Raw genomic sequence first — 25,216 nt, 5'->3', positions numbered from 1 at the left:
GCGAAATGGCCGCGGTGGTCAATCGCTTCGTCGCCAAGTTGCAGCCGATTGTGCGCGAGGCGGGCGAGGTGGCGGTGCGCACGGGCAAGGAGATCAGTGGTTTGGCGGCGCGCAGCGCGGCGGCGGAGGCGGCGGCTGGGCGCCAGCGTGACGAGGTGGCCGGCAGCCTGCAGGCTCTGGCGCAGATGGCGGACGAGGCGCAAGCGGAGAGTCAGGCCATGCAGGAGGCGCTGCAGCGTGTCGCGGCGATTCGCCAGGCGGCCGACGACAATGCGGCGATCGCCGTGCGGGTCGGCGGCGCCATCGACGAACTGGTCGGTCGGGTCAGCGACGGCGCGGCCGTGATCGAGCGCCTGGCGCGGCAGAGCGAGCAGATCGAGGTGGTGTTGACGGTCATTCATGGTATCGCCGAGCAGACCAACCTGCTGGCGCTGAATGCGGCGATCGAAGCTGCGCGCGCCGGCGAGAGCGGTCGCGGCTTCGCCGTGGTGGCCGATGAGGTGCGCGCCCTGGCAAGCAAGACCCAGCAATCGACCGGCGATATTCAGGCCCATATCGGCGCGTTGCAGGAGGGTGCGCGGGAGGCGGTTGGGGTGATTGGTCAGGCCGGTCAGCAGGCCGACAAGGGGTTGCTGGCGCTGCGCGAAAGCGCCCGGGTGCAGCAGGCGGTGCAGGCTGCGGTGGAAGAGGTGCACGGCGCCATCAACGCCGCGACCCTGGCGGCGGCCCATCAGGCCGAGGGGGCCAATGCGGTGCGCGGGCGGGTCGAGGTGATTCACGCCGAGGCGCAGCGCGCAGCCGAGGCTGTTGCGGCGACCGCCCAGAGCGGGCGAGTGCTCGATGGTCTGGCCGAGCAGTTGAAGGCCAGCCTCGGGCAGTTCCGCGTATAAGGTGCGACGGCGTCACTTCGGTGGCGCCGTGCCAAGGGCGGGCTAGATACAGGCATAAAAAAACCGAGCCATTGGCTCGGTTTTTTGAAATTTTGGTGCCCAGGAGAAGACTCGAACTTCCACGATCTTGCGATCACTGATACCTGAAACCAGCGCGTCTACCAATTCCGCCACCTGGGCACTGCTACAATGTTCGTCGTTACCGACACGGATCACTGCGACCGTTTGTTACTCGCCGGACCTTGAGGTTCGGTTTGAAAATGGTGCCCAGGAGAAGACTCGAACTTCCACGATCTTGCGATCACTGATACCTGAAACCAGCGCGTCTACCAATTCCGCCACCTGGGCACTGAAATCGATGATTGCTCATCTACTTCGTGTTACAACGTCTGCTCGACGCTGTGGGCGCGAACTATACGGTCGCTCCTGTGCCTTGTAAACCCCTAGGCGAGAAGAAATTTTATTCTGCGTGCCGGGCTGACCCGAACCCCGGTTTCGCGCTTCAATAGACATATGGCAAACCGACGTTATATAGAAAAGGTGAACTCCCTCTAATGGCCGATTGGCAATCCCTCGATCCCGAGGCCGCTCGTGAGGCGGAAAAATACGATAACCCCATTCCCAGCCGCGAGCTGATCCTTCAGCACCTCGCCGAGCGCGGCGAGCCGGCAAACCGCGAGCAGCTGCTCGACGAGTTCGGCCTCGATACCGACGAACAGATCGAAGCCCTGCGCCGCCGCCTGCGCGCGATGGAGCGTGACGGTCAACTGATCTACACCCGCCGCGGCACCTACGCGCCGGTGGACAAGCTCGACCTGATTCTCGGTCGGGTCAGCGGTCACCGTGACGGCTTCGGCTTCCTGGTGCCCGACGACGGCAGCGATGACCTGTTCCTCAGCCCGGCGCAGATGCGCCTGGTGTTCGATGGCGACCGCGCCCTGGCGCGGGTGTCCGGCCTTGATCGCCGGGGCCGTCGCGAGGGCGCCATCGTCGAGGTGATCGCCCGCGCCCACGAAACCATCGTCGGTCGCTACTACGAAGAGAGCGGTATCGGCTTCGTGGTCGCCGACAACCCGAAGATCCAGCAGGAAGTGCTGGTCACGCCGGGGCGCAATGCCGGGGCCAAGCAGGGCCAGTTCGTCGAGGTGAAGATCACCCACTGGCCGACCCCGCGCTTCCAGCCCCAGGGTGATGTGCTCGAGGTGGTAGGCAACTACATGGCTCCGGGCATGGAGATCGATGTTGCCCTGCGCAGCTATGACATTCCCCATGTGTGGCCGGAGGCCGTGATCAAGGAGGCGCGCAAGCTCAAGCCAGAAGTCGAGGAGAAGGACAAGGAGAAGCGCATCGATATGCGCCACCTGCCGTTCGTCACCATCGATGGCGAGGACGCCCGCGACTTCGACGACGCGGTCTACTGCGAGAAGAGTGGCAGCAACTGGCGGCTGTTCTCCGGCGGCTGGAAGCTCTATGTCGCCATCGCCGACGTTTCTCATTATGTGAAGGTGGATTCGGCGCTGGATGCCGAGGCTCAGGTGCGCGGCAACTCGGTGTACTTCCCCGAGCGGGTGATCCCGATGCTGCCTGAGGAGCTGTCCAACGGTCTGTGCTCGCTCAATCCGCAGGTCGACCGCCTGGCCATGGTCTGTGAGATCAGCATTTCCAAGACCGGCAAGATGACCGACTACTGCTTCTACGAGGCGGTGATCCACTCCCACGCACGGCTGACCTACAACAAGGTCAGCGCCATGCTCGAGCAGCCCAAGAGCAGCGAGGGCAAGGCCCTGCGCGGTGAGTACAAGGAGGTGTTGCCGCACCTCAAGCAGCTCTATTCGCTGTATCAGGTGCTGTTGGCCGCTCGCCATGAGCGCGGCGCCATCGATTTCGAGACCCAGGAAACCCGGATCATCTTCGGCTCTGGGCGCAAGATCGCCGAAATCCGCCCGACCCAGCGCAACGATGCGCACAAGCTGATCGAGGAGTGCATGCTGGCGGCCAACGTCGCCACCGCGGCGTTCATGCAGAAGCACGAGATACCGGCGCTGTACCGGGTGCACGACGGCCCGCCGCCCGAGCGCCTGGAAAAGCTCAAGGCGTTCCTCACCGAGCTGGGCCTGTCGCTGCACCGCGGCAAGGCCAAGGAGGGGCCGTCGCCCAAGGACTACCAGGCGCTGCTCGAGAGTATTCGCGAGCGCCCGGACTACCACCTGATCCAGACCGTGATGCTGCGCTCGTTGAGTCAGGCGGTCTACAGCGCCGACAACCACGGCCACTTCGGCCTCAATTACGACGCCTATGCCCACTTCACCTCGCCGATTCGCCGCTATCCGGACCTGTTGATCCATCGGGCGATTCGCAGCGTGATCCGCTCCAAGCAGGGCACTCCGCACGTCAAGCGCGCGGGCGCGGTGAGCATGCCCAAGGCGCGTATCTACCCGTACGACGAGCCGACCCTCGAACAGCTCGGCGAGCAGTGCTCGATGTCCGAGCGGCGCGCCGACGAGGCGACCCGCGACGTGGTGAACTGGCTCAAGTGCGAGTTCATGAAGGACCGGGTCGGCGAGACCTTCCCCGGGGTGATCACTGCGGTGACCGGTTTCGGCCTGTTCGTCGAGCTGAGCGATATCTATGTCGAGGGCCTGGTGCACGTCACCGCGTTGCCGGGCGACTACTACCACTTCGATCCGGTGCACCATCGTCTGGCCGGTGAGCGCAGCGGCCGCAGCTTCCGCCTCGGCGACACGGTCGCGGTCAAGGTCATGCGCGTCGATCTGGACGAGCGCAAGATCGATTTCGAGCTGGCCCAGGGCGTCGCGGAAGCCGCAGTCGGGCGCAAGCGGCGGGGCGCCGATGAGGGCGCTGGTCGGGCCGGGCGCGCGAGTGCGGGCAGCACCGATGTGCAGAAAAGCCGGGAAGTGAAGAAGGCGTTGCTCGCCGAGTCCAAGGCCAAGTCTGGCAAGGGGCGCGGCGGCAAGGCCGAGGCGAGCTCGGGCGCCAAGCTCAGCAAGCACCGCAAGGGGGCGCCGAAGTCCGAGGCCGGCGGCACTGGCGGTGGGCCGCGCAAGCGTAAGGCGAAGTCATGAGTCAGTTGGAAAAGATCTACGGCGTGCATGCCGTGGAGGCGCTGCTGCGCCACCACCCCAAGCGGGTGAAGCAGGTGTGGCTGGCCGAGGGGCGCAGCGATCCGCGGGTGCAGACCCTGATCGAGCTGGCGTCCCAGGCGCGGGTCAGTGTCGGCCAGTGCGAGCGGCGCGAGATGGACGCCTGGGTCGAGGGCGTGCACCAGGGGGTGGTGGCGGACGTCAGTCCGAGCCAGGTGTGGGGTGAGGCCATGCTCGAGGAGCTGCTCGATCGTGCCGAAGGGCCGCCGCTGCTGCTGGTCCTCGATGGCGTGACCGATCCGCACAACCTGGGCGCCTGCCTGCGCACCGCCGATGCGGCAGGTGCACTGGCGGTGATAGTGCCGAAGGACAAGTCGGCGACGCTCAATGCCACGGTGCGCAAGGTCGCCTGTGGTGCCGCCGAGGTGGTGCCGCTGGTGGCGGTGACCAACCTGGCGCGCAGCCTGGAAAAGCTCCAGCAGCGTGGTCTGTGGGTGGTCGGCACCGCCGGTGAGGCCGAGCAGGAGCTGTACCAGCAGGACCTGACCGGCCCCACAGTGCTGATCATGGGGGCCGAGGGCAAGGGCATGCGCCGCCTGACTCGCGAGCACTGCGACTACCTGGTGCGCCTGCCCATGGCTGGCAGCGTCAGCAGCCTGAACGTTTCGGTCGCCACCGGCGTCTGCCTGTTCGAGGCCCTGCGCCAGCGCAAGGCCAAGGTGCCGAAGGCCTGAGGTCGCGCCGCCCGGCAGGAATCGGGTGGCGCTTCGGCTGTTGTTCAAATAATCACCAGTTCGCCTTGCTTGTGGCAGGGGGCTTCTCTAGAATGGCGCCCCTTGCCGCGACGGCAGGCGCCTTCGTGCCCTTCCTTCGGCAAGACCCACAGTGTCATTCACTCCTTGCCTGACCGCGTCCAGTGGCAGGCTACAACCCGTAAGGAGCATTTATGCGTCATTACGAAATCATCTTTCTGGTTCACCCGGACCAGAGCGAGCAAGTCGGCGGCATGGTCGAGCGTTACACCAAGCTGATCGAAGAAGACGGCGGCAAGATCCACCGCCTGGAAGATTGGGGCCGTCGTCAGCTGGCATACGCCATCAACAACGTCCACAAAGCTCACTACGTGATGCTCAACGTCGAGTGCACCGGCAAGGCCCTGGCCGAGCTGGAAGACAACTTCCGTTACAACGATGCCGTGATCCGTAACCTGGTCATCCGTCGCGACGAAGCCGTTACCGGTCAGTCCGAGATGCTCAAGGCCGAAGAAAACCGCAGTGAGCGCCGCGAGCGTCGTGACCGTCCTGAAAACGCTGAGTCGAACGACAGCAGCGATGACAGCGACAGCAACGACAGCGACAACGCTGACGAGTAATCCACGGATCTATTGAGGAGCCAATCACATGGCACGTTTCTTCCGTCGTCGTAAATTCTGCCGTTTCACCGCTGAAGACGTGAAAGAGATCGATTTCAAAGATCTCAACACCCTGAAAGCCTACATCTCGGAAACCGGCAAGATCGTTCCTAGCCGTATCACCGGTACCAAGGCTCGTTATCAGCGTCAGCTGGCCACCGCTATCAAGCGCGCCCGCTTCCTGGCCCTGCTGCCCTACACCGACAGCCACGGCCGCTGAGACCGGATGCTCGACAAGTAGTAAGGGATAGATCGCATGCGCGCCTTGGCTGAATTCATCATGCGCGGCCGCGTGCAGGCCACCCTCGTGGTGGTGGGTTCTGCGGCGTTGCCGCTGTTGTTCTGGTTGAGTGCCGCCGCGGGAAGCCTGGTGCTTCTGCGGCGCGGTACGAGTGATGCCCTGGGCATCCTCGCCTGGGCCCTGCTGCCGGCGATTGGCTGGTGGTATTTCGGTGAGCCGCGCACCTTGTTGGTGTTGCTCGGTGCGCTGGGGCTGGCGTTGTTGTTGCGCGCCAGCCAGTCCTGGAATCGTGTGCTGCTGTGCAGCGTGGCATTGGGCCTGGTGTATGGGCTGGTCTTGGGTGCGGTGTTCCGCGAACCCATCGAGGCAATGGCGGGGGAGCTGCAGAAGCTCCTGCCGCAGATGCTCGATGGGGTCCACCAACAGATGTCGGTGGGTGAGCGAGCGCACCTGGAGAGCCTGATTGCACCGGTACTGACCGGATTACTGGCGGCCCTGTTGCAGATCGTCAGCCTGCTGAGCCTGATGCTCGGGCGTTATTGGCAGGCGCTGTTGTACAACCCCGGTGGTTTCGGGCGCGAGTTCCGCGCCCTGCGACTGCCGCCGGCGCAGGCGATGTTGCTGCTGGTCGGCATGCTGTTGAGCCCCAATCTGGGGCCGCAACTGGCGATGCTGACACCGCTGTGCAGCGTGCCGCTGGCGTTTGCCGGTATCGGCCTGTTGCACGGGCTGGTGGCGCAAGGGCGACTGGCGAAGTTCTGGCTGGTCGGGCTGTACATCACGCTGCTGTTGTTCATGCAGCTGACCTATCCGTTACTGGTGGTCTTGGCCATCGTCGACAGTCTGTTTGATTTTCGTGGTCGCTTTGCGCGCAAGCACGGCGCGGGGCCCACGGACGGTGAAGGTTAAAAGTTAAGAGGTAAGACCCAAATGGAAGTCATCCTGCTGGAAAAAATCGCCAATCTGGGCAACCTGGGCGACAAAGTGAACGTTAAGGCCGGTTACGGCCGTAACTTCCTGCTGCCGCAAGGCAAGGCCACCGCCGCTACCGCCGCGAACGTTGCTGCGTTCGAAGCGCGTCGCGCCGAGCTGGAAAAGCTGGCTGCCGAGAAGAAGGCTTCGGCCGAAACTCGCGCCGCTCAGCTGGCCGAGCTGGAAGTCACCATCACCGCTACCGCGGGCGATGAGGGCAAGCTGTTCGGTTCCATCGGCACCCACGACATCGCTGACGCCCTGACCGCCTCCGGCGTGGAAGTGGCCAAGGCCGAAGTGCGTCTGCCGAACGGCACCATTCGCCAGGTTGGCGAATACGACGTGGCTGTGCACCTGCACACCGACGTCGAAGCAACCGTCAAGGTTGTCGTAGTCGCCGCCTAAGGCATGCGACCAAGCGGACTTGCACTCAGGTGCAGGCTCGCTAACATCGGGCACGGCATTGCGTAAGCGCTGCCGTGCCCTTTGTTTTTACGCCCCAGAATTTCTTTCCAGAGCCCTATGAACGACATCAGTATTCCCGAGCAATACGACCTGCAAACCTCCGCGCTGAAGGTGCCGCCGCACTCGATCGAGGCCGAGCAGGCCGTGCTGGGTGGCCTGATGCTGGACAACAACGCCTGGGAGCGGGTGCTCGATCAGGTGTCCGATGGCGACTTCTACCGCCATGACCACCGGCTGATCTTCCGTGCCATCTACAAGCTGGCCGAGCGCAACCACCCCTTCGACGTGGTGACCCTGTCCGAGCAGTTGGACAAGGAAGGCCAGCTGTCCCAGGTCGGTGGCCTGGCCTACCTCGGCGAGCTGGCCAAGAACACCCCCTCGGTGGCCAACATCAAGGCCTATGCGCAGATCATTCGCGAGCGCGCCACCTTGCGCCAATTGATCGGCATCAGCAGCGAGATCGCCGACAGTGCCTATGCCCCCCAGGGGCGCACCGGCGGGGAGATCCTCGACGAGGCCGAGCGGTTGATCTTCCAGATCGCCGAGGCGCGGCCGAAGACCGGCGGGCCGGTGGGGATCAACGATATTCTGGTCAAGGCCATCGACCGTATCGACACCCTGTTCAATGCCGGGGATGCGATCACCGGCCTGTCCACCGGCTTCACCGACCTGGACGACCTGACCAGCGGCCTGCAGCCGGCCGACATGGTCATCGTCGCCGGCCGTCCGTCCATGGGTAAGACCACCTTCGCCATGAACCTGGTGGAGAACGCCCTGATGCGCAGCGACAAGGCGATCCTCGTCTACTCGCTGGAGATGCCGTCCGAGTCCATCGTCATTCGTATGCTCGCCTCCCTGGGGCGGATCGACCAGACCAAGGTGCGGGCCGGTCGCCTGGACGACGACGATTGGCCGCGCCTGACCTCGGCGGTCAATCTGCTCAACGACCGCAAGCTGTTCATCGACGATACCGCCGGCATCAGCCCGTCGGAGATGCGCGCGCGCACCCGGCGCCTGGCTCGCGAGCATGGCGAGATCGGCCTGATCATGGTCGACTACCTGCAGCTGATGCAGATCCCCGGCTCCAGCGGCGACAGCCGGGTCAACGAGATTTCCGAGATCTCCCGCTCGCTCAAGGCCCTGGCCAAGGAGTTCAACTGCCCGGTGATCGCCCTGTCGCAGCTCAACCGCGGCCTTGAACAGCGGCCGAACAAGCGCCCGATCAACTCAGACTTGCGCGAGTCCGGGGCGATCGAGCAGGACGCCGACATCATCATGTTCGTCTACCGCGACGAGGTCTATCACCCGGAGACCGAGTACAAGGGCGTGGCCGAGATCATCATCGGCAAGCAGCGGAACGGTCCTCTGGGCACCGCGCGCCTGGCCTTCCTCGGCAAATACTCGCGCTTCGAGAACCTGGCGCCGGGCAGCTACCAGTTCGACGACGAATAACCGCACATGCGCCGGAGTCAGCTTCTGTAGGTCGGGGCGCTGAGGTCGGCGCGGGCATGGCGGGCGAGGAAGTCCTCCAGGCGTTGGCCCGCGACCGGCGCGAAGCACTCGCCGGTGTCCAGCAGGGCTTGCACCCGGTCGACCCGAAAGTTGCGGAAGTCGTTGCGCAGTTCACACCAGCAGCACAGCGTCCAGGCCTGGCCCCAGAAGAACAGGCCGAGGGGGTGCACGCGCCGCTCGGTGGTTTGCCGGCTTTCGCTGCAGTAGCTGAGTTGGAGGGCACGCTGCTCACGGATCGCCTGACGCAACTGGCCCAGCCAGTGAAGCGGATAGGGGCGGGTCTCCGGGGCGAACAGCTGATTGCGGTTGAACTCGTCGCGCAGGGACGCAGGCAGCACGCCGTGGATCTTCGCCAGCGCCGATTCGGCGGCCCGCTGCAACTGCGGGTCGGCCCAGGCGTTGACCATGCGCGCGCCGATCAGCAGGGCCTCGAGCTCTTCGCGCTCGAACATCAGCGGTGGCAGGTCCATCGGTTGGCGCAGCACATAGCCGACCCCGGCTTCGCCTTCCAGCGGGACGCCGGACAGCGAGAGGTCCTGGATGTCGCGATAGATGGTGCGCACCGACACCTGAAGCCGCTCGGCCAGCCACTGGGCAGTGGTCAGTCGGCGGCTGCGCAAAAACTGCACAATCTGGAACAGGCGGTCGGCGCGTCTCATCTTCACTCCCTGTGGCCGTCGCTAAGTCCGGTCGGCTCTAGCAGTCTATGCGCCTTGGGATGGCCGATACAGTGCTGTAGCGGGTTTGCCGGTGACACTCGGGCGGGTCGCGGCCTCGGCAACGAGAGCCTGCAGGTTCGGCGAAGTGGATGGGCAAACGCCCACCCACTGCCGCGTCGCCTCAGGACATGCTGTGCAGGCCCACGTGGTTGCCCTCGCTGTCTTCTATCAGGGCGATGAAGCCGTGACAGCCGATCTCGGTCTTCGTCTGGAGAATCCGCCCGCCGGCTCCCGGGACCCGGTCCAGCACCTCATCCAGCTGGCCCTCGGTGTTCAGGTACACGCGTGTACCCCCGCCGCCCGGGCGCTGGCTCTGTTCAGCGCTCAGGCAGCCGCCGACACCATGGTCCGGGTCGCAGGGGAGCAGGGCCATCGGCCCGCCCATGCCGTCGATGACTTGCAGGGGGGTTGCCAGCGCCTGCTCGTAGAATTTCCGGGCGCGCTGGAAGTCATCGACAAACAGTTCAAACCAGTTAATTGCGTTCATGTTGCCTCTCCTTGTAGGTTTGTGGCGTCAGCTGGCTTCCGTCGCGCTGGGTGCGTGCCGGGCCGCTGAGATCACTCTACGCAGGGGCTGCTGACAGCCTGCTGTCAGCAGTCTTAGGGGTGGCATGGGCGCGGAGTGGCGAGCGGCCTCGCATCCTCTTGCGAAGGTCGTGGGGGGGGCCGGAGTCGGCGTCCGCTCCGGGGCGCTGGGCGGGATTCAGAGTCCGCTGCTGACCTTGATCACGTCCAGGTGCAGGCGTGCGCTGGGGCTCAGTTCGCCATCCGCGCCACAGATCGACCAGCCCGAGCGCCCGCGGGACTTGACCCGGTACAGCGCCTCATCGGCGGCCTTGTAGAGGCCGGCGAACTGCAGGGCATGGTGCGGGTAGAGCGCCACGCCGATGCTGATGCTCACGGTCAGGCGCTCGGCGCCATAACGCACCGGCCGGGCCAGTTCGGGCAACAGCCGCTCAGCCACCTCCCGGGCGTGGGCTTCGGCATCGGCGCCACCGATCAGCACGGCGAATTCGTCGCCGCCCAGGCGCGCCACGGTGTCGCTGCCGCGCACGTGTTGGCGCAGGCGTGCGGCGATTTCCTGCAGCATCAGATCGCCCGCGTCGTGGCCGAACCTGTCGTTGATCGGTTTGAAATGATCCAAGTCGATCAGCATCAGGGCCACGCTCTCGTTGTGACGCTCGGCATGGGCCAGGGCCGAGCCGGTGCGTTCGACCAGGAAGCGGCGGTTGGGCAGTTCGGTCAGTGGGTCGTGAAAGGCCGCATACTGCAGCTCCAGCTCGCGCTGCAGCAGGCGGGTGTTGGTCGCGGCCAGCTCGGCTGTGCGTTGCTCGACCGCGCGCTGCAAGGTGTCGGCGTTGGCTTGCGCCAGGGCCAGACGCGCGGCTTTCTCGCGGTCGGCCTCGCGCAGGGCCTGGGCTCTTTCCCGCTTGAGCAGCTGGATGCGATAGGCCAGGGCGAAGGAGAACAGAATGGCCTCCGCGGCGACGGCCAGGGGGAACAGGTAAGCCGTCAGCTCGCTGGGCTGCACCACCCCTGCGGCGCGTAACACCAGGATCACGAAGCTAAACAGCACGCTGCCGTAGCCCAGCAGGTAGAGCAGTGCCGGGGTGAAGCCCTGCTTCCAGCGGATGGCCGCGCAGATGAGCAGGGTCGGCACGCTGAGGATGGCCAGCAGGCCGATCAGTTGCGCGGCTTCGCCGCGGTAGCCGGCCAGGTTGCCGATCAGGGCCAGCAGGTACAGGAGGATGCAGCCGTTCAGCAGCTGGTGGGCCCAGCGCAGGCTGCGGCCGGTGTAGAGCAGCTCCTGGGTGAAACGCAGGATGCCGATGCAGACCAGTACCGGCAGGGTGATGCGATTGAGCCAGGGCGGCACCGGCGCGTCAGGCCACAGGTACTGGAAGCCGTGGCCGCTCATGCTGGCGATGAACACCAGGGAGGCGGCCATGCTCAGCACATACCACAGGTAGGCGCGGTCGCGCAGCGCCAGGAGGATGAACAGGTTGTACAGCAGCAGGGCGAAGATCACCCCGTAGATCATGCCCAGGCCGAGATTTTCCCGGCTCGAGTGGCGTTCGAGGTCGTCCAGTTGCCAGGCGCGCAGGGGGAAGGAGTTGCCGGCCGGGTCGAAGGTGCGCAGGTACAGGGTCACAGGCTGCTCGTCGAGTGCCGGCAGGCGAAACAGCGCACGCCGGTAGGGGGCGTCGCGACCGTCGGCGAAGCTGATCCGCTCGCCACCTTGGCGCTGCAGCCAGCCGCCCTGGCTGTCCGGCAGGAACAGCTGCAGGTCCTGCAGGGTCACCGCACCGACCTCCAGCCACCACTGGGCTGGCGCATCCGCAGCGCGATGCAGTTGCAGCTTGATCCACCAGGGGTTGTGGCTCTGGCCGACGCTGACCCTGCCGGCGGCGGGCTGGAAACGGGCCTGTACGGCCGGGGTGGCCATGTCGCTGATGTGCAGGCGAGCGCCGACATCTTCGAGCAGCTCGATCTGGCCGTTGAGCGACTGGCCGCTGCTGGCCAGCGTCAATGCCGCGGGCGCGCCGACGGCCGCGCCCGCGAGCATCAGCAGCAGGATTACTGAGGTGACGAACTGCTGCACCGCATGAACTCCTTTAACCCGACTGCTGCTGGAGCTGTGCTGTCTCCGCACCCGAGTATAGCCGCGTGCGATAACCGGGATCACAGAATACATGGCTGTTTGATATCTCGGCTCGGGGGCATTAAACCCAGCGCAGAAGTCGGATTTGGTCATTTTTTGTGCTATATTCCGCGGCCGTTCTAACCCCTGAAACCTCGGTCATTTCCATGCAAGCAGCCAAGCCGTTATTCGACTATCCAAAATACTGGGCGGAGTGCTTCGGCCCGGCACCTTTCCTGCCGATGAGCCGGGAAGAGATGGATCAGCTCGGCTGGGACAGTTGCGACATCATCATCGTCACCGGTGACGCGTACGTGGATCATCCCTCGTTCGGCATGGCGATTATCGGCCGTCTGCTCGAGGCCCAGGGGTTTCGCGTCGGCATCATTGCCCAGCCGGACTGGACCAGCAAAGCCGACTTCATGAAGCTCGGCGAGCCCAACCTGTTCTTTGGCGTGGCCGCCGGCAACATGGACTCGATGATCAACCGCTACACGGCCGACAAGAAGATCCGCTCGGACGATGCCTACACCCCGGGCGGCCTGGCCGGCAAGCGCCCCGATCGCGCCAGCCTGGTGTACAGCCAGCGCTGCAAGGAAGCCTACAAGCACGTGCCCATCGTGCTCGGCGGCATCGAAGCCTCGCTGCGGCGCATCGCCCATTACGACTACTGGCAGGACAAGGTGCGCCACTCGATCCTGATCGACGCCTGCGCCGATATCCTGCTGTACGGCAACGCCGAACGCGCCGTGGTGGAGATCGCCCAGCGCCTGTCCTACGGGCAGAAGGTCGAGGACATCACCGATATCCGCGGCACCGCCTTCATCCGCCGCGACACGCCCGAGGGCTGGCTGGAGATCGATTCCACGCGCATCGACCGCCCGGGCAAGATCGACAAGATCATCAACCCCTACGTGAACACCCAGGACACCGCCGCCTGCGCCATCGAGCAGGACAAGGGTCCCGGCGAAGACCCGAACGAGGCCAAGGTGGTGCAGCTGTTGCCGCACCCGCGCCTGGAGCGCGACAAGACGGTGATCCGCCTGCCGTCCTTCGAGAAGGTGCGCGGCGATGCGGTGCTCTATGCCCACGCCAACCGCGTGTTGCACCTGGAGACCAACCCGGGCAATGCCCGCGCCCTGGTGCAGAGGCACGGCGAGGTGGACGTCTGGTTCAACCCGCCACCCATCCCCATGACCACCGAGGAAATGGACTACGTGTTCGGCATGCCCTATGCGCGCGTGCCACACCCGGCCTATGGCAAGGAGAAGATCCCGGCCTACGAGATGATCCGCTTCTCGGTCAACATCATGCGTGGCTGTTTCGGCGGCTGCACCTTCTGCTCGATCACCGAGCACGAGGGGCGGATCATCCAGAACCGCTCCCACGAGTCGATCATCCGCGAGATCGAGGAGATCCGCGACAAGGTGCCGGGCTTCACCGGGGTGATCTCCGACCTGGGCGGGCCGACCGCCAACATGTACCGCATCGCCTGCAAGGACCCGGAGATCGAGAAGCACTGCCGCAAGCCGTCCTGCGTGTTCCCCGGGATCTGCGAGAACCTCAACACCGACCACTCGGCGTTGATCCAGCTGTACCGTTCGGCGCGCGAGCTGCCGGGGGTGAAGAAGATCCTGATCGCCTCGGGGCTGCGCTACGACCTGGCCGTGGAGTCGCCCGAGTACGTCAAGGAGCTGGTCACCCACCACGTCGGCGGCTACCTGAAGATCGCCCCGGAGCACACCGAGGAGGGGCCGCTCAACCAGATGATGAAGCCGGGCATCGGCAGCTATGACAAGTTCAAGCGGATGTTCGAGAAGTACTCCAAGGAGGCGGGCAAGGAGCAGTACCTGATCCCCTACTTCATCGCCGCGCACCCGGGCACCAGCGACGAGGACATGATGAACCTCGCGCTGTGGCTCAAGCGCAACGACTTCAGGGCCGACCAGGTGCAGGCGTTCTACCCCTCGCCGATGGCCACCGCCACCGCCATGTATCACTCGGGCAAGAACCCCTTGCGCAAGGTGACCTACAAGAGCGACGGCGTGAGCATCGTCAAGAGCGAGGCGCAGCGTCGCCTGCACAAGGCCTTCCTGCGCTACCACGACCCCAAGGGCTGGCCGATGCTGCGCGAGGCCCTTGAGCGCATGGGCCGCAGCGACCTGATCGGCAACGGCAAGCACCAGCTGATCCCGGCCTATCAGCCCAAGGTCGACGAGTACCACAGTGCGCGGCGCAAGAACTCCACGCCGGCCGGCAGCAAGAAGGTCGGCAAGGTGCTGCTCACCCAGCACAGCGGTCTGCCGCCGCGTGCGAGCGACGGCAGCAAGCCCTGGGACAAGCGCGAGCAGGCCAAGGCCGCGGCCTTCGCCAAGAATCAGGAAGCCGCCAAGGCGCGCGCCGAAGCCGGCAAAGGCAAGGGCAAGAAGCCGGCGAAGAAGCCGGTGGCACCGCGCTGATTCGCTGCGCTAAAACGAAAACGCCAGCCCCGGGGCTGGCGTTTTCGTTACGGCTCGGAGCGTTTGTCGGCCCGACTCAGCCGTAGCGCTTGCGCGCCTCGATGGCCAGGCCGCTGCCGATGCTGCCGAAGGTGTTGCCTTCCACATGGCGGGCACTGGGCAGCAGCGCCGCCACGCCCTGGCGCAGCGCCGGGATGCCGCTGGAGCCACCGGTGAAGAACACGGTATCGATTTGCTCGGCGCCGACCCCGGCGGTTTCCAGCAATTGCCCGACGCTGGCGCGGATGCGCTGCAGCAGCGGCTCGATCGCCCCTTCGAACAGCCCGCGGCTCAGCTCGGCGACCAGTCCCGGCTCGATGCGGCCCAGGTCGATGGGCCGGCTGTCGCTGTCGGTGAGGGCGATCTTGCTGTCTTCGACCTGCATCGCCAGCCAGTGCCCGGCGCGCTGCTCGATCAGCTTGAACAGGCGGTCGATGCCGCTGGGGTCGACGATGTCGTAACGCATGCTCTGCAACGCCAGCTGCGACTTCTGCGCGTACACCGCGTTGATGGTGTGCCAGGTGGCCAGGTTGAGGTGGTGGCTGGTGGGCATCAGGGCATCGCTCTTCATTCGGCTGCCGTAGCCGAACAGCGGCATCACGCCCTGCAGGCTGAGTTGCTTGTCGAAGTCGGTGCCGCCGACATGCACGCCGCCGGTGGCGAGGATGTCCTCGTGCCGCTCGGCGATGGCGCGGCGCTCGGGGGACAGGCGCACCAGGGAGAAGTCCGAGGTGCCGCCGCCGATGTCGACGATCAGCACCAGTTCCTCGCGCGCGATGCCGCTCTCGTAGTCGAAGGCCGCGGCGATGGGTTCGTACTGGAACGACACGTCCTTGAAACCGAGCTTGCGGGCCACGGCCACCAGGGTGTTCTGCGCCTCCTGGTCGGCGATCGGGTCATCGTCGACGAAGAACACCGGACGGCCCAGCACCACTTCCTCGAAGGGCCGCTGGGCCACCGCCTCGGCACGCTGCTTGAGCTGGCCGATGAACAGGCCGAGCAGGTCCTTGAACGGCATCGCGCTGCCCAGCACCGTGGTCTCGCTTTTGAGCAGCTTGGAGCCCAGCAGGCTCTTGAGCGAGCGCATCAGGCGGCCCTCGTAGCCCTCCAGGTATTCGTGCAGGGCCAGGCGGCCGTAGACCGGGCGACGCTCCTCGAAGTTGAAGAAGAGCACCGAGGGCAGGGTGATCTTGTCGTCCTCCAGGGCGATCAGGGCGTCGCAGTCGGGGCGCTGCCAGCCGACGGTGGAGTTGGAGGTGCCGAAGTCGATGCCGCAGGCGCGGGCTGGGGAGGAGAAAGACATGCTGCGCGCTGTTCCAGAAAAACGGCCGCGCATTCTATGCGAGACGCCGGGCGATTGCTGCCCCGATCATCGTGACGGCTGCCGGCGTTCAGCTCCAGCCCAGGGTCAGTGCCGCCAGCACCGCGTAGCGCCCGGTCTTGGCCAGGCTGACGATGAGCAAAAAGCGCCAGCAGGGCTCGCGCATGATGCCCGCGGCCAGGGTCAGCGGATCGCCGATAAAGGGCATCCAGCTGAGCAGCAGCGACCAGTAGCCGTAGTGGGTGTACCAGCCCTGGGCGCGGTCGAGCTGGCGCTCGCTCAGGGGGAACCAGCGCTTGTGGCGAAAGTGTTCCAGGTAGCGGCCGAGCAGCCAGTTGATCAGGGCGCCGAGCACGTTTCCGGCGCTGGCCACCGCCAGCAGTGCCCATACGGGGTAGGCGTCGCTGAGCAGCAGGCCGACCAGCACCGCCTCGGACTGCAGCGGCAGCAGGGTGGCGGCGCCGAGTGCGGCGAAGAACAGGCCGAAATAGGCCGAGAGGGTCAGCATGTGGAGTGGGGCGCGGCTGGGGGCGTCACCCGGGGTGACGCGCCTCGAGGCGGAATCAGGACTGCGATTCCTGCCCGGCGTGGGCCATGATGTCTTCCAGCTTCAGGCCGGTGAGGCCGTGGATGGTGCGCCACAGGTAATAGAAGATGGCCATCAGCATGATCATCGAGGGAATGGCGATCATCGGGTAGCTGAGCAGGTTCATGCGGCCCAGCTCGGCGTTGAAGGCCTCGCTGCCGGCCGGGCTGATGACGATCCACTTGGCCAGGACATAGTTCATCACCGAGGAAAAGAAGAAGGTGCCGCTCAGCCAGTAGGTCGCGCGCAGCAGGCGGGCTTCGAACGCCGCCGTGTGCCCGCCCTGTTCCAGGCGCTGGTGGATCTTGTCCACATCGAGCACCGCCTTGTTGAGCAGCATGGTGCGGATCAGCGGGTAACGGGTATAGGTCGACACCAGCACGGCGATGCCGATCAGCCCGGGTACCGCGGCTTCCTTTATGGCCAGCCACTGGTTGTCCAGCTTGAGCAGGCCGATGCCGCCGGTGAGCAGCACGCTGATCAGGCCGAGCAGGGCGATGAAGTTGAACTTGCGGTACTTGATCAGCTCGAGCGCGCCCCAGCCGAGGGGGAACGCCAGGGCCAATACCAGGGCGCCGTCGGCACCCAGTCGCGACTCGCCGCTGAGTTTCATCAGGATCAGCGAGGGAATCAGGATGCTGACCAGCAGGTCGATCAGTGGCCGTGGTTTGTGCGTGGCAGCGGGTTTCGGCGTGGTAGGGGTCATGTCTCGGTCGAAGCGCAGGAAAGAATGGCGATGATCGCCTGCCTGAGCCGCGCCCGCCAGCCCGATTGTCGGCTGGACTGTGACAAAGTTGTACGAATCGCCCGCCATCCGGCGTCCGATGGCTGCCGGGATGTTGGCTGCCGGCGGTCGACATTGTGCTGGCGGGTCTAATCCGTTGATACTAAAGTGACATCATCCGGTTAGTGGCGGTCGCGATGACCGCGGGAGTCCGAATATGCAGTCCCCCAAGGCTGTGCAATGGGCCTGTCTGCTCTGTGCGCTGTGCGCCTTACAGTCAGGTCCGGTGTCGGCAAAGGACTGCATCGGCGTGGTATCGGCCAGTGCCCACACTTTTTGGAAGCAGGTGGAGGCGGGCGCGCGGCAGGCAGGCGTGGACGCCGGCATCGAGTTGTACGTGCGTGGGCCTCGCAAGGAGGGTAGCGTCGCCACTCAGCTGAAACTGATCGACAAGGTCGTGGAGCAGGGGTGCAGGGCGCTGGTCATCGCCCCGGCCGGCGCCGAGATCAACGCCAGGGCCCGCGCGCTCAAGGCGCGCGGGGTGCTGACCTTCTATATCGACCGCGATGTCGGCGGTGACGCTGTGCAGGCACTGATCGCCACCAACAACTACCAGGCCGGCCAGGCGGCGGGTCGTTATGTGGCCCAGCGTCTGGGCTCAAGCGGGCGGGTCGGGTTGATACGCATGACGCCGGCGATCGCCTCGACCAGCGCGCGGCAGCGCGGCTTTATCCAGGCGGTGGAGGCTGCGGGCTTGCGCATCAGCTTCGATCGCCCCCTGGGTGATCCATCCCAGGCCACCTTCGAGGCCTTGCGTGGGCAGTTGCCGCAACTCGATGTGCTGTTCACCCCGAATGGCACATCGACCCGGCAGGCCTACGCCGCGCTCCTGCGCATGCAGGAGGCGGGACAGCTGTTGCATGTAGGCTTCGATGCCGACCCCGTACTGCTCGATGCCCTCAAGGCCGGGCAGATCGAGGCGCTGATGGTGCAGCAGCCCTACGCCATGGGCTACCAGGGTGTGCAATTGGCCGCACAGGCCTTGCGCTCGGGGCGTATCGAGCCGCGCCGTCGGGTGATCGAGTTGGACGCGGTGCTGGTGACGCGGGAGAATCTCGACAGCCCGGCGATCAGGAAACTACTGGCCTTGCCCGAACGGCCCTGAACGCGGGCCGCCAGTCGCTCGGGCGCGCGGCGTTCGGGCGGCATCGGCCGTGGCGCAGGGTTAGTGCCTTCGTCGCATTGGCATTGCGGCATGCTGTTCGTAGAGTGGGCGGCTATTTTCCCCTTGCGGCAGTGCGGCCTGCCGCTACGGAACCTTGCGCCCAACCATTCCGGGGTTGCCGGGCCAGGCTCACGCCAGCGACCTGTCGATCCCTCTGAAAACAACTGCGCGGACCCGTTTCCCATCGTTTTGGATGATCCCCATGTCGACCATGCAACGTGCTTCCCATCATGAGCTGCGCAGCGCCTTTCGCGCGCTGCTGAGCAGCAACGACTGCTTCCACACCGCCTCGGTTTTCGACCCCATGTCGGCGCGGATCGCCGCCGATCTCGGCTTCGAGGTGGGCATCCTCGGCGGCTCGGTGGCCTCCCTGCAGGTGCTCGCCGCGCCGGACTTCGCCCTGATCAGCCTCAGCGAATTCGTCGAGCAGGCCACCCGCATAGGGCGGGTCAGTCGCCTGCCGGTGATCGCCGACGCCGACCACGGCTACGGCAATGCGCTCAACGTGATGCGCACGGTGGTCGAGCTGGAGCGCGCCGGCATCGCCGCGTTGACCATCGAGGACACCCTGCTGCCGGCCCAGTTCGGGCGCAAGTCCACCGACCTGATCCCGGTCGACGAGGGCGTCGGCAAGATCCGCGCGGCGCTGGAGGCGCGGGTCGATGCGGCGCTGGCGATCATCGCCCGCACCCATGCCGGCGTGCTGGCCGTGGACGAGGTGATCCGCCGCACGCTGGCCTACCAGGCCGCCGGTGCCGATGCCATCTGTCTGGTCGGCGTGGAGAACTTCGCCCACCTGGAGCAGATCGCCGCCGCCCTGAGCGTCCCGCTGATGCTGGTCACCTATGGCAACCCCCAGCTGCGCGACAACGAGCGCCTGGCCAAGCTGGGTGTGCGCATCGTGGTCAACGGCCACGCCGCCTACTTCGCCGCGATCAAGGCCACCTACGACTGCCTGCGCGAGCAGCGCGGCGGTGCGGCATCCGAACTCAGCGCCTCGGAACTGGCGCACAAGTACACCCTGCCCGAGGAGTACCTGGTCTGGGCGGAAGAGTTCATGAATGTGAAGGAGTAGTCCTCGGCAGGCACCAGCCGATGAGCCGCTCTTGTAATCGTGGGCGCGGGCGCGCATATCTAGTGCCATTGCAACGAGTGCTTGGGAGATGGGCATGGCCGGTGGTTGGGCGAGTGACGGGGCGGTACAGGAACAGATCGACAGCAGCATCGAGGACGCCATCGCCCGCGCCCGCAGCCAGCTGCCCCGGGGCGAGAGCCTGCGTCACTGCGAAGAGTGCGACGCGGCGATACCCGAAGCCAGGCGCCAGGCCATCCCCGGTGTGCGCCTGTGCGTGGCCTGCCAGTCCGAGCATGACAAGGCGCTGAAGGCCAATGGCGGCTATAACCGCCGGGGCAGCAAGGACAGTCAGCTAAGGTGATGCTCTGCATGAGCGCTCTCGTATCCTCGGTGGCCAGCGTCCGGCACTGAGCCGGCCAGATCTATTCAATCTTCCTGGATAAGGGGGCGAGTCTTGTTTGAAGTGTTGAGCCTCCTGCGGCCGGTTCTGCGGCGCGGGCGCCTGCTGGTGTGGGCTGTCCTGCTGGGCGCCCTGCCGGTGCATGCCGCGCAGCTGGTCCTGTACACCGAGGAAAACCCGCCGCTGAACTTCAGTCAGGGCGGCGAGCTGAGTGGTTTTTCCACCGAGGTCGTGCGCGCGCTGGCCGAGCGCACGGGGGACGGGGTGCGGATCGAGCTGGGGCCCTGGACGCGTGGCTATGGCAAGGCGATGACCTCGGCGAACAGCGGGGTGTTCTCCATCGCCCGTATCGCCGGGCGGGAAAAGGCGTTCCAGTGGGTCGGGCCGCTGGTGCAGACGCGCAATCGCTTCTACACCCACAAGGGCGCGGGTCTGCGCATTGATAGCCTCGAGCAGGCGGCGCGCGCTGGGCGCCTGGTCTTGCTTCGCAACTGGTATACCCATGAGTATCTTAGCGCCCGGGGTTTCACCGACCTCTACACGGTGACGGCGCCCGACAAGATGATGCAGATGTTCGGCAAGCGCCGCGCCGATCTGCTGGCCGCCAGCGAGCTCGCGCTGCCGGCCCTGCTGGCGATGGCCGGGATGACGCCGGAGCAGGTTGAGCCGCAGTTCGTCTTTCTCGAACACCAATCCTACCTGGCCTTTTCGCCCGCGACCGCCCCGGCCATTGTCGCGCGCTGGCAGGCGGCACTGGATGAGATGAAACGTGCCGGGGAGTTTGGCGAGCTCTATCGGCGTTGGTTCCCCGATCTGCCGCTGCCGGCTGCTCTGTTGAGTGGCAGCCCGCTATCGCCAGCCGAGCCTCCCCTGCCCTAAAACTGGGGCACTGCCGTCTGTCCGCGCCGTGGCGCGCGCCTACTCAGCTCTTTGGCGGGGCGTCATAAGGCGGGGCTCGACAGCGTCTTGTAGTAGATGGCATTCGCCCGGTATTGCCCATCCGGGCCGCAGGCATAGTCGGGCAAGCCGCCGATGCAGGTGTAGCCCAGTGACCGATAGAGGTACTCGGCCGGGCTGCCCGCTTCGGTGTCCAGGTAGAGCAGGCCGCGGCGCAGCTCGCGGGCCTGGGCTTCCACGCCGTGCATCAGCGCACGGGCCAGGCCCCTTCTGCGCGCGCTCGCCAGCACCAGCAGTTTCTGGATTTCCGCCCGATTGAGGCCGTTGCGCTTCTGGCACAGGCACAGCTGCACGCTGCCGAGCAGCTGTGACGGCTCGCCGGCGACCCACAGCAGGCGCGAGCCGTCCTGCAGGCCCGTCAGTACCTCGTCGAAATAGGCGTTGGCTTCCGCCAGGCTAAGGTCGGCGAGGAAGCCGATTGACGCGCCGTGGCGAACACCGTCGATCAGCAACTCGACCAGCCCCTGTCTATAGGTCTCGAACTGCTCAGGCCCGATCCGGGTTGGCTGAAGTGTCGCGCTCGCCAGGAGAGCTGGATGCATGGGGATCCCCTTCCGTGGGCAGAATCAGTTGCATAAAGGTCAGGTCCAGCCAGCGGCCGAACTTGCGGCCGACCTGGGGCATCTGCCCGCTGGTGACGAAGCCGAGGCGCTGGTGCAGGCGGATGGAGGCGCTGTTGCCGCTCTCGATGGCGGCGACCATCACGTGCAGGCCGGCGCCGCGCGCCCGCTCGATCAGTGCCTGCATCAGCATGGGACCGAGGCCGCGGCCGCGCTGGTCGTCGCGCACGTAGACCGAGTGCTCCACTGTATGGCGAAAGCCCTCGATGCTGCGCCAGGTGCCGTAGCTGGCGTAGCCGAGCACGGTGCCGTCGACGGTGCGCGCGACCAGCACCGGGAAACGGGCGGCCTGGCGCTCGGCCAGCCAGGCCTGGCGGTTGCTCAGGTCGACGAGGGTCTCGTTCCAGATCGCCGTGGTGTTGGCCACGGCGTCGTTGTAGATGGTCAGGATGCCGGGCAGGTCTGCGGCCGTGGCGTCGCCAATCACATAATCCATGCGCACCTCCGGTTGGTCGCTGGGGCGGCGGTCGAGCCTGGCCGATTGTCCATTGCGCGTGTCGTGCGGTCCATAGCGGGCTTCTGTCGCGGGGCGGCAGGGAGGCCCCGTTCAGAGCACCAGGTAGTTCTTCACCCCGGTGAAGATGATCTGCGCCGCCAGGGCGCAGACGAACAGGCCCATCAGCCGGCTGACGATCTGCAGGCCCTGGTCGCCGAGCAGCCGCTCGAACTGGTTGGACAGGTACAGCACCACGCCGACGGTGAGGCTGGCCAAGGCGATGCCGACCACCGCGAGTAACTTGTCGTCCCAGTGCGGCTGGCTGGCGCCCATCAGCAGCAGCGCGCCGATGGTGCCGGGGCCGACGGTGAGCGGGATGGTCAGCGGCACGATGGTCACGTCCTGTTGCACATTGTCGCTCTGCACCGCCGACTTGCCCTGGGCCATGCCCAGGGCGGAGATGAACAGCACACTGCCGGCGCCGATGCGGAAGGCGTCGATGGTGATGCCGAACAGGGTGAAGATGTGCCGACCGAACAGGTACAGCAGCACGCTGGCGACCAGCACGCCGGCGGCGACCTTCCAGGCCAGACGCTTGCGTTCCTTGACCGTGTAGCCGCGGCTCAGGCCGATAAAACAGGACAACACGAAGAACGGGCTGTAGAGCACCAGCAACTTCAAATACAGACTGAATAGCTCGGACGCCATGGGGGAATCGTCTCTTGGAGGTTTGGGCTGAGCGTGAAGATCGGGCGCCAGCGTACCGCCCGTCGCCCTAGAGAGGGAATGATCCGGGATTGGCGGTGCGATCTCCAGTGCGGCGGGCAACTTTGTTGGCCTGACCGTTCGGCGTCCGGTCGCAGGCCCGCGGGCGACTTCGGCTATACCTGTGGCTTGAACCCGTGATTGTTGCGAGCGCCAGTCGGGAGCCGCGCGATGGCCCACGTCAGCTTTACCGTCAATCTGCAGCGCCACCTCGACGTCCCCGCGTGCGAGGCGCCTGGCGCCACGGTGAGCGAGGTGCTGGCGGAGGTCTTCGCGCGCAATCCGCGGCTGCGCAGCTACCTGCTGGATGACCAGGGGCGACTGCGCCAGCACGTGGCGATCTTCGTCGATGGCACCCAGGTGGACGACCGTCAGGGGCTGCGTGATCGGGTGGTGGGCAGCAGCGAAATCTTCGTGGTACAGGCGCTTTCCGGCGGATGAAGGAGGTGAGGGCTATGGCGGATGTGCTCCATGTGGCCACGCGCAAGGGACTGCTGACCTTTACCCGAACGGCCGGCGCCTGGGCGCTCGCGCGCAGCGACTTCCTCGGTGAGCCCGTGAGCATGGTGCTGGCCGACCGGCGCGATGGCCACCTTTACGCGGCGCTCCACCTGGGGCATTTCGGTCCCAAGCTGTGGCGTTCGGCAGACGGTGGGCGCCACTGGGTCGAGATCGCCGCGCCGGCCTTCGCCGCCAATGCGGATGGACAGGGGCCCTCGGTCGAGATGATCTGGTCGCTGGAGTGCGGTGGCGTCGACCAGCCGCAGACACTCTGGGCCGGGACACTACCCGGGGCGCTGTTCCGCTCGGATGACCGGGGCGAGTCCTGGGAGCTGAACGATGCGCTGTGGCAACGGCCGGAACGTGCCCAGTGGTTCGGCGGTGGTTACGACCAGCCGGGCATACACTCCATCTGCATCGACCCGCGCGACAGCGCGCGGCTGCAGGTCGCGGTGTCCTGTGGTGGGGGCTGGTGCAGCGACGACGCTGGTTCCAGCTGGGTCTGCCGGACCCAGGGCATGCGTGCCGCCTATATGCCGCCGGAGTTGGCCCATACCCCGGAAATCCAGGACCCGCACCGCATGGTGGCCTGCCCGGCCCAGCCGGACACCCTGTGGGTACAGCATCACAACGGCATCTTCCTGTCTCGAGATGGCGGCATGCATTGGCGCGAGATCGAGGGCGTCGAACCCGTTTCCAAGTCTGTCTGTCGCCGGCATATCTTGGCCAAAACTAGGCATTTTGCGGCATCCCTGTTCGCTCTTCAGGTCAGTGCAGGCCTTCTCTGGTCTATGTTTTCGACATTTTTTCGACACTTTATCGACCCAGAAACTAGGTGCCGTTGCTTGCTAGGTCTATTTTGCTCTGGCCATACGATGGCCTGCGGCCAGCATGCTATAAAGAAGGTGCTACACGTAATACGACCGAGAAAAAGCTTTAAGGAGGAAGTATGTTTCTGAAAAATTTGGCTAGTGCGGTAGTGGTCATGGGGTTGGCGATTGGTGCTCAAGCCGCATTCGCGCAGAGCGTTCATTCCGTCACCTCTGCTAGTGGGACTGAAACAGTTGCTCATGGTGGGGGCTGCCGTAAAAGCTCGCCGCCTGGCCAATGTTGTCATGCTGGCTCCCAACCTTTCCATTGTCACTGACGTTTAGTCTCTGATCGCCCTACTGGGGTAGCTCTGGTGGGGCTCAACCTCTGTTATCAACCTCATCGCCTATGAGAATGGCCTTCCCTGTGTCTCCATCATCACAGGTACTAGTTGGCGCCCAGCTCAGCACCGCTGCCTGCCTACTTAGGTCGATGGAGAGCATTCTCTGCAAACACTCGACCATCAGATTTTTAGCGATAGCGCTAATAGCTTCGCTACTCCAATCGTTTATTTGATAGGTGAATGTCTGGGCCTCCAAATCCTGACCATAGTCATGAAGGAGCAGCATTCCCAAACCCTCTGTGCAGGTCATTAGCTCTTTGGAGCAACGGATCTCAGTGGCTACGGTGGATGGGTGTTTGTAGCCTTCGATGGTGCTCCATGCGCCCCAAATGACCAGCTCTCCGTTATCTTCTGAGAATAATAGTGGGGGGATAGTGAGTTCTTTCTGGAGGGGAGGGGTGTTCGTTAGCCAGATAGCTAACGGAGCGGTGACAACTGCAGAGACAATGGCGGTAGTAAGTAATTTAAGTGTGGTCATGTCGACTCCTTTCGACGGGCGTGACTACAAGCTACATCAGGCAAACGCAAGCCTGTTCTTTTACCCTTCTCTCATCCTTGACCTTGTTCGGGCGTACCAGCGTCTAGTCACTTCCTTTGTGATTGCTATCCCGCGTTTTGACTGGTCAAGTTTCGGTTGGCTTCGTCGTATTCGGGGCTGGTCTGGCCTTTATCCGGCATAACCTCACCAGTCATCAGCCACCAGCGATAGCCCGGGTACAGCGTCCCGAGCTGCTCAATTTCTTCCGCACTAATCCTCGCCTTGCCTCGCTTGATGCTTTGCCACCTCACGTATTCCTTGCTGTTTACCTCAGCAAGGTCTTTGAGGCTCGTCGTCTCAAGCAATTCAAGGGCTCTATCAAGCATTCGGGTACTCATTGTCAAAGACAATCATATGGACTGTTGCCATACGAGCAGGTTTTATGGATGATTTCCATATGGATAT

Annotated in this window: 26 protein-coding genes and 2 tRNA genes; 15 read left to right on the top strand and 13 right to left on the bottom strand. The window is 64.9% G+C overall.

Annotation, left to right across the window (positions count from 1 at the left end; translation table 11 throughout):
• Positions 1–5 precede the first annotated feature (5 nt).
• Positions 6–890: a methyl-accepting chemotaxis protein gene (locus KDW96_RS22235; RefSeq protein ID WP_370295445.1), complete on the top strand. Its 885-nt coding sequence runs from the start codon at positions 6–8 to the stop codon at positions 888–890.
• A gap of 93 nt (positions 891–983) precedes the next feature.
• Here the strand turns inward: KDW96_RS22235 and KDW96_RS09165 are convergent.
• Both KDW96_RS09165 and KDW96_RS09160 read right to left on the bottom strand, forming a co-directional pair.
• Positions 984–1,070, bottom strand: a tRNA-Leu gene (locus tag KDW96_RS09165).
• A gap of 81 nt (positions 1,071–1,151) precedes the next feature.
• Positions 1,152–1,238: transfer RNA gene (locus KDW96_RS09160), tRNA-Leu, on the bottom strand.
• A 206-nt stretch (positions 1,239–1,444) separates the two neighbouring features.
• Here KDW96_RS09160 and rnr point away from each other — a divergent pair.
• From rnr to dnaB, 7 genes are all read left to right on the top strand, one after another.
• Entirely contained in the window at positions 1,445–3,973 is a 2,529-nt protein-coding gene (rnr, locus tag KDW96_RS09155; RefSeq protein WP_255840097.1) for a ribonuclease R, read from the top strand.
• On the top strand, positions 3,970–4,725 hold the full coding sequence (gene rlmB / locus KDW96_RS09150; protein ID WP_255840096.1) for a 23S rRNA (guanosine(2251)-2'-O)-methyltransferase RlmB: 756 nt from the start codon (positions 3,970–3,972) through the stop codon (positions 4,723–4,725). The genes rnr and rlmB overlap by 4 nt, the downstream gene beginning before the upstream one ends.
• 212 nt (positions 4,726–4,937) lie before the next feature.
• Complete coding sequence (gene rpsF, locus KDW96_RS09145) at positions 4,938–5,363, top strand: 30S ribosomal protein S6 (protein ID WP_208708158.1); 426 nt, start codon at positions 4,938–4,940, stop codon at positions 5,361–5,363.
• A gap of 28 nt (positions 5,364–5,391) precedes the next feature.
• Positions 5,392–5,622 carry a 30S ribosomal protein S18 gene (rpsR, locus tag KDW96_RS09140; RefSeq protein ID WP_003246847.1) on the top strand — a complete coding sequence of 77 codons (231 nt, stop codon included), beginning with the start codon at positions 5,392–5,394 and terminating at the stop codon, positions 5,620–5,622.
• Between the two features lie 36 nt (positions 5,623–5,658).
• Entirely contained in the window at positions 5,659–6,552 is an 894-nt protein-coding gene (locus tag KDW96_RS09135) for a YybS family protein (protein WP_255840095.1), read from the top strand.
• Positions 6,553–6,573: 21 nt separating this feature from the next.
• A complete protein-coding gene (rplI, locus tag KDW96_RS09130; protein WP_213639506.1) occupies positions 6,574–7,020 on the top strand; it encodes a 50S ribosomal protein L9 in 447 nt (148 codons plus the stop codon).
• A gap of 117 nt (positions 7,021–7,137) precedes the next feature.
• On the top strand, positions 7,138–8,532 hold the full coding sequence (gene dnaB, locus KDW96_RS09125) for a replicative DNA helicase (RefSeq protein ID WP_255840094.1): 1,395 nt from the start codon (positions 7,138–7,140) through the stop codon (positions 8,530–8,532).
• 17 nt (positions 8,533–8,549) lie between these two features.
• On the opposite strand, the gene KDW96_RS09120 is transcribed toward dnaB, so the two are convergent.
• The 3 genes from KDW96_RS09120 to KDW96_RS09110 all read right to left on the bottom strand — a co-directional run bounded on the left by KDW96_RS09120 (position 8,550) and on the right by KDW96_RS09110 (position 11,877).
• Positions 8,550–9,251 (bottom strand): helix-turn-helix transcriptional regulator, encoded by a 702-nt coding sequence (locus KDW96_RS09120; RefSeq protein WP_255840093.1) that lies wholly within the window; start codon positions 9,249–9,251, stop codon positions 8,550–8,552.
• Positions 9,252–9,432: 181 nt separating this feature from the next.
• Entirely contained in the window at positions 9,433–9,798 is a 366-nt protein-coding gene (locus tag KDW96_RS09115; RefSeq protein ID WP_255840092.1) for a VOC family protein, read from the bottom strand.
• A 216-nt stretch (positions 9,799–10,014) separates the two neighbouring features.
• The gene (locus KDW96_RS09110; RefSeq protein ID WP_255840504.1) at positions 10,015–11,877 is read right to left on the bottom strand and encodes a diguanylate cyclase; all 1,863 of its coding nucleotides are present in this window, start codon (positions 11,875–11,877) and stop codon (positions 10,015–10,017) included.
• A 242-nt stretch (positions 11,878–12,119) separates the two neighbouring features.
• Between KDW96_RS09110 and KDW96_RS09105 the strand changes: the two genes are divergently transcribed.
• The gene (locus KDW96_RS09105; RefSeq protein WP_255840091.1) at positions 12,120–14,411 is read left to right on the top strand and encodes a YgiQ family radical SAM protein; all 2,292 of its coding nucleotides are present in this window, start codon (positions 12,120–12,122) and stop codon (positions 14,409–14,411) included.
• Positions 14,412–14,487: 76 nt separating this feature from the next.
• On the opposite strand, the gene KDW96_RS09100 is transcribed toward KDW96_RS09105, so the two are convergent.
• The 3 genes from KDW96_RS09100 to KDW96_RS09090 form a co-directional block, all read right to left on the bottom strand.
• Positions 14,488–15,753: an Hsp70 family protein gene (locus tag KDW96_RS09100; RefSeq protein WP_255840090.1), complete on the bottom strand. Its 1,266-nt coding sequence runs from the start codon at positions 15,751–15,753 to the stop codon at positions 14,488–14,490.
• An 88-nt stretch (positions 15,754–15,841) separates the two neighbouring features.
• The gene (locus KDW96_RS09095; protein ID WP_255840089.1) at positions 15,842–16,279 is read right to left on the bottom strand and encodes a YqaA family protein; all 438 of its coding nucleotides are present in this window, start codon (positions 16,277–16,279) and stop codon (positions 15,842–15,844) included.
• Positions 16,280–16,334: 55 nt separating this feature from the next.
• Positions 16,335–17,063, bottom strand: coding sequence for a VC0807 family protein (locus tag KDW96_RS09090; RefSeq protein WP_255840088.1), 729 nt, complete (start codon positions 17,061–17,063; stop codon positions 16,335–16,337).
• Between the two features lie 235 nt (positions 17,064–17,298).
• Here KDW96_RS09090 and KDW96_RS09085 point away from each other — a divergent pair, with 235 nt between their 5' ends.
• The 4 genes from KDW96_RS09085 (at position 17,299) to KDW96_RS09070 (ending at position 20,660) form a co-directional block, all read left to right on the top strand.
• Positions 17,299–18,246 (top strand): substrate-binding domain-containing protein, encoded by a 948-nt coding sequence (locus KDW96_RS09085; protein ID WP_255840087.1) that lies wholly within the window; start codon positions 17,299–17,301, stop codon positions 18,244–18,246.
• 271 nt (positions 18,247–18,517) lie between these two features.
• Positions 18,518–19,381, top strand: a complete 864-nt coding sequence (locus tag KDW96_RS09080) for an isocitrate lyase/PEP mutase family protein (RefSeq protein WP_255840503.1) — start codon at positions 18,518–18,520, stop codon at positions 19,379–19,381.
• Positions 19,382–19,475: 94 nt separating this feature from the next.
• Positions 19,476–19,742, top strand: coding sequence for a DksA/TraR family C4-type zinc finger protein (locus KDW96_RS09075; protein WP_255840086.1), 267 nt, complete (start codon positions 19,476–19,478; stop codon positions 19,740–19,742).
• Positions 19,743–19,844: 102 nt separating this feature from the next.
• Positions 19,845–20,660 carry a substrate-binding periplasmic protein gene (locus KDW96_RS09070; RefSeq protein ID WP_255840502.1) on the top strand — a complete coding sequence of 272 codons (816 nt, stop codon included), beginning with the start codon at positions 19,845–19,847 and terminating at the stop codon, positions 20,658–20,660.
• A 62-nt stretch (positions 20,661–20,722) separates the two neighbouring features.
• Here the strand turns inward: KDW96_RS09070 and KDW96_RS09065 are convergent, their stop codons facing one another.
• The 3 genes from KDW96_RS09065 to tspR all read right to left on the bottom strand — a co-directional run bounded on the left by KDW96_RS09065 (position 20,723) and on the right by tspR (position 22,502).
• A complete protein-coding gene (locus KDW96_RS09065; RefSeq protein WP_255840085.1) occupies positions 20,723–21,280 on the bottom strand; it encodes a GNAT family N-acetyltransferase in 558 nt (185 codons plus the stop codon).
• Positions 21,225–21,794, bottom strand: coding sequence for a GNAT family N-acetyltransferase (locus KDW96_RS09060; RefSeq protein ID WP_255840084.1), 570 nt, complete (start codon positions 21,792–21,794; stop codon positions 21,225–21,227). The genes KDW96_RS09065 and KDW96_RS09060 overlap by 56 nt, the downstream gene beginning before the upstream one ends.
• 111 nt (positions 21,795–21,905) lie before the next feature.
• Positions 21,906–22,502, bottom strand: coding sequence for a MarC family protein (gene tspR, locus KDW96_RS09055; RefSeq protein WP_255840083.1), 597 nt, complete (start codon positions 22,500–22,502; stop codon positions 21,906–21,908).
• 228 nt (positions 22,503–22,730) lie between these two features.
• On the opposite strand from tspR, the gene KDW96_RS09050 reads away from it, so the two are divergent.
• Entirely contained in the window at positions 22,731–23,000 is a 270-nt protein-coding gene (locus KDW96_RS09050; RefSeq protein ID WP_255840082.1) for a MoaD/ThiS family protein, read from the top strand.
• Positions 23,001–23,014: 14 nt separating this feature from the next.
• Complete coding sequence (locus KDW96_RS09045) at positions 23,015–24,019, top strand: WD40/YVTN/BNR-like repeat-containing protein (protein WP_255840081.1); 1,005 nt, start codon at positions 23,015–23,017, stop codon at positions 24,017–24,019.
• 231 nt (positions 24,020–24,250) lie between these two features.
• Here the strand turns inward: KDW96_RS09045 and KDW96_RS09040 are convergent, their stop codons facing one another.
• Together KDW96_RS09040 and KDW96_RS09035 are read right to left on the bottom strand one after the other, a co-directional pair.
• Positions 24,251–24,751 carry a hypothetical protein gene (locus KDW96_RS09040; protein WP_255837567.1) on the bottom strand — a complete coding sequence of 167 codons (501 nt, stop codon included), beginning with the start codon at positions 24,749–24,751 and terminating at the stop codon, positions 24,251–24,253.
• A gap of 125 nt (positions 24,752–24,876) precedes the next feature.
• Positions 24,877–25,137: a DNA-binding protein gene (locus KDW96_RS09035; RefSeq protein ID WP_255837568.1), complete on the bottom strand. Its 261-nt coding sequence runs from the start codon at positions 25,135–25,137 to the stop codon at positions 24,877–24,879.
• Positions 25,138–25,216: the final 79 nt, after the last annotated feature.

The sequence above is a fragment of the Pseudomonas benzenivorans genome (genome assembly GCF_024397895.1).
GTDB classification, from domain to species: Bacteria; Pseudomonadota; Gammaproteobacteria; order Pseudomonadales; family Pseudomonadaceae; genus Aquipseudomonas; species Aquipseudomonas benzenivorans_A.
The sequence above is the reverse complement of the archived record's forward strand: the minus strand, read 5'-3'. Positions and strand labels throughout refer to the sequence as shown.

What these genes read in the sequence shown, in the direction of transcription:
- KDW96_RS09110 (WP_255840504.1), bottom strand. Translation starts at nt 11,877, where the DNA reads ATGCTCGCGGGCGCGGCCGTCGGCGCGCCCGCGGCATTGACGCTGGCC.
- KDW96_RS09040 (WP_255837567.1), bottom strand. Translation starts at nt 24,751, where the DNA reads ATGACCACACTTAAATTACTTACTACCGCCATTGTCTCTGCAGTTGTC.
- KDW96_RS09085 (WP_255840087.1), top strand. Translation starts at nt 17,299, where the DNA reads ATGCAGTCCCCCAAGGCTGTGCAATGGGCCTGTCTGCTCTGTGCGCTG.
- rlmB (WP_255840096.1), top strand. Translation starts at nt 3,970, where the DNA reads ATGAGTCAGTTGGAAAAGATCTACGGCGTGCATGCCGTGGAGGCGCTG.
- rpsR (WP_003246847.1), top strand. Translation starts at nt 5,392, where the DNA reads ATGGCACGTTTCTTCCGTCGTCGTAAATTCTGCCGTTTCACCGCTGAA.
- rplI (WP_213639506.1), top strand. Translation starts at nt 6,574, where the DNA reads ATGGAAGTCATCCTGCTGGAAAAAATCGCCAATCTGGGCAACCTGGGC.
- KDW96_RS09080 (WP_255840503.1), top strand. Translation starts at nt 18,518, where the DNA reads ATGCAACGTGCTTCCCATCATGAGCTGCGCAGCGCCTTTCGCGCGCTG.
- KDW96_RS09065 (WP_255840085.1), bottom strand. Translation starts at nt 21,280, where the DNA reads ATGCATCCAGCTCTCCTGGCGAGCGCGACACTTCAGCCAACCCGGATC.
- KDW96_RS09115 (WP_255840092.1), bottom strand. Translation starts at nt 9,798, where the DNA reads ATGAACGCAATTAACTGGTTTGAACTGTTTGTCGATGACTTCCAGCGC.
- KDW96_RS09075 (WP_255840086.1), top strand. Translation starts at nt 19,476, where the DNA reads ATGGCCGGTGGTTGGGCGAGTGACGGGGCGGTACAGGAACAGATCGAC.
- KDW96_RS09045 (WP_255840081.1), top strand. Translation starts at nt 23,015, where the DNA reads ATGGCGGATGTGCTCCATGTGGCCACGCGCAAGGGACTGCTGACCTTT.
- tspR (WP_255840083.1), bottom strand. Translation starts at nt 22,502, where the DNA reads ATGGCGTCCGAGCTATTCAGTCTGTATTTGAAGTTGCTGGTGCTCTAC.
- KDW96_RS09060 (WP_255840084.1), bottom strand. Translation starts at nt 21,794, where the DNA reads ATGGATTATGTGATTGGCGACGCCACGGCCGCAGACCTGCCCGGCATC.
- KDW96_RS09050 (WP_255840082.1), top strand. Translation starts at nt 22,731, where the DNA reads ATGGCCCACGTCAGCTTTACCGTCAATCTGCAGCGCCACCTCGACGTC.
- KDW96_RS22235 (WP_370295445.1), top strand. Translation starts at nt 6, where the DNA reads ATGGCCGCGGTGGTCAATCGCTTCGTCGCCAAGTTGCAGCCGATTGTG.
- KDW96_RS09105 (WP_255840091.1), top strand. Translation starts at nt 12,120, where the DNA reads ATGCAAGCAGCCAAGCCGTTATTCGACTATCCAAAATACTGGGCGGAG.
- KDW96_RS09120 (WP_255840093.1), bottom strand. Translation starts at nt 9,251, where the DNA reads ATGAGACGCGCCGACCGCCTGTTCCAGATTGTGCAGTTTTTGCGCAGC.
- rpsF (WP_208708158.1), top strand. Translation starts at nt 4,938, where the DNA reads ATGCGTCATTACGAAATCATCTTTCTGGTTCACCCGGACCAGAGCGAG.
- KDW96_RS09135 (WP_255840095.1), top strand. Translation starts at nt 5,659, where the DNA reads ATGCGCGCCTTGGCTGAATTCATCATGCGCGGCCGCGTGCAGGCCACC.
- dnaB (WP_255840094.1), top strand. Translation starts at nt 7,138, where the DNA reads ATGAACGACATCAGTATTCCCGAGCAATACGACCTGCAAACCTCCGCG.
- KDW96_RS09095 (WP_255840089.1), bottom strand. Translation starts at nt 16,279, where the DNA reads ATGCTGACCCTCTCGGCCTATTTCGGCCTGTTCTTCGCCGCACTCGGC.
- rnr (WP_255840097.1), top strand. Translation starts at nt 1,445, where the DNA reads ATGGCCGATTGGCAATCCCTCGATCCCGAGGCCGCTCGTGAGGCGGAA.
- KDW96_RS09090 (WP_255840088.1), bottom strand. Translation starts at nt 17,063, where the DNA reads ATGACCCCTACCACGCCGAAACCCGCTGCCACGCACAAACCACGGCCA.
- KDW96_RS09100 (WP_255840090.1), bottom strand. Translation starts at nt 15,753, where the DNA reads ATGTCTTTCTCCTCCCCAGCCCGCGCCTGCGGCATCGACTTCGGCACC.
- KDW96_RS09035 (WP_255837568.1), bottom strand. Translation starts at nt 25,137, where the DNA reads ATGCTTGATAGAGCCCTTGAATTGCTTGAGACGACGAGCCTCAAAGAC.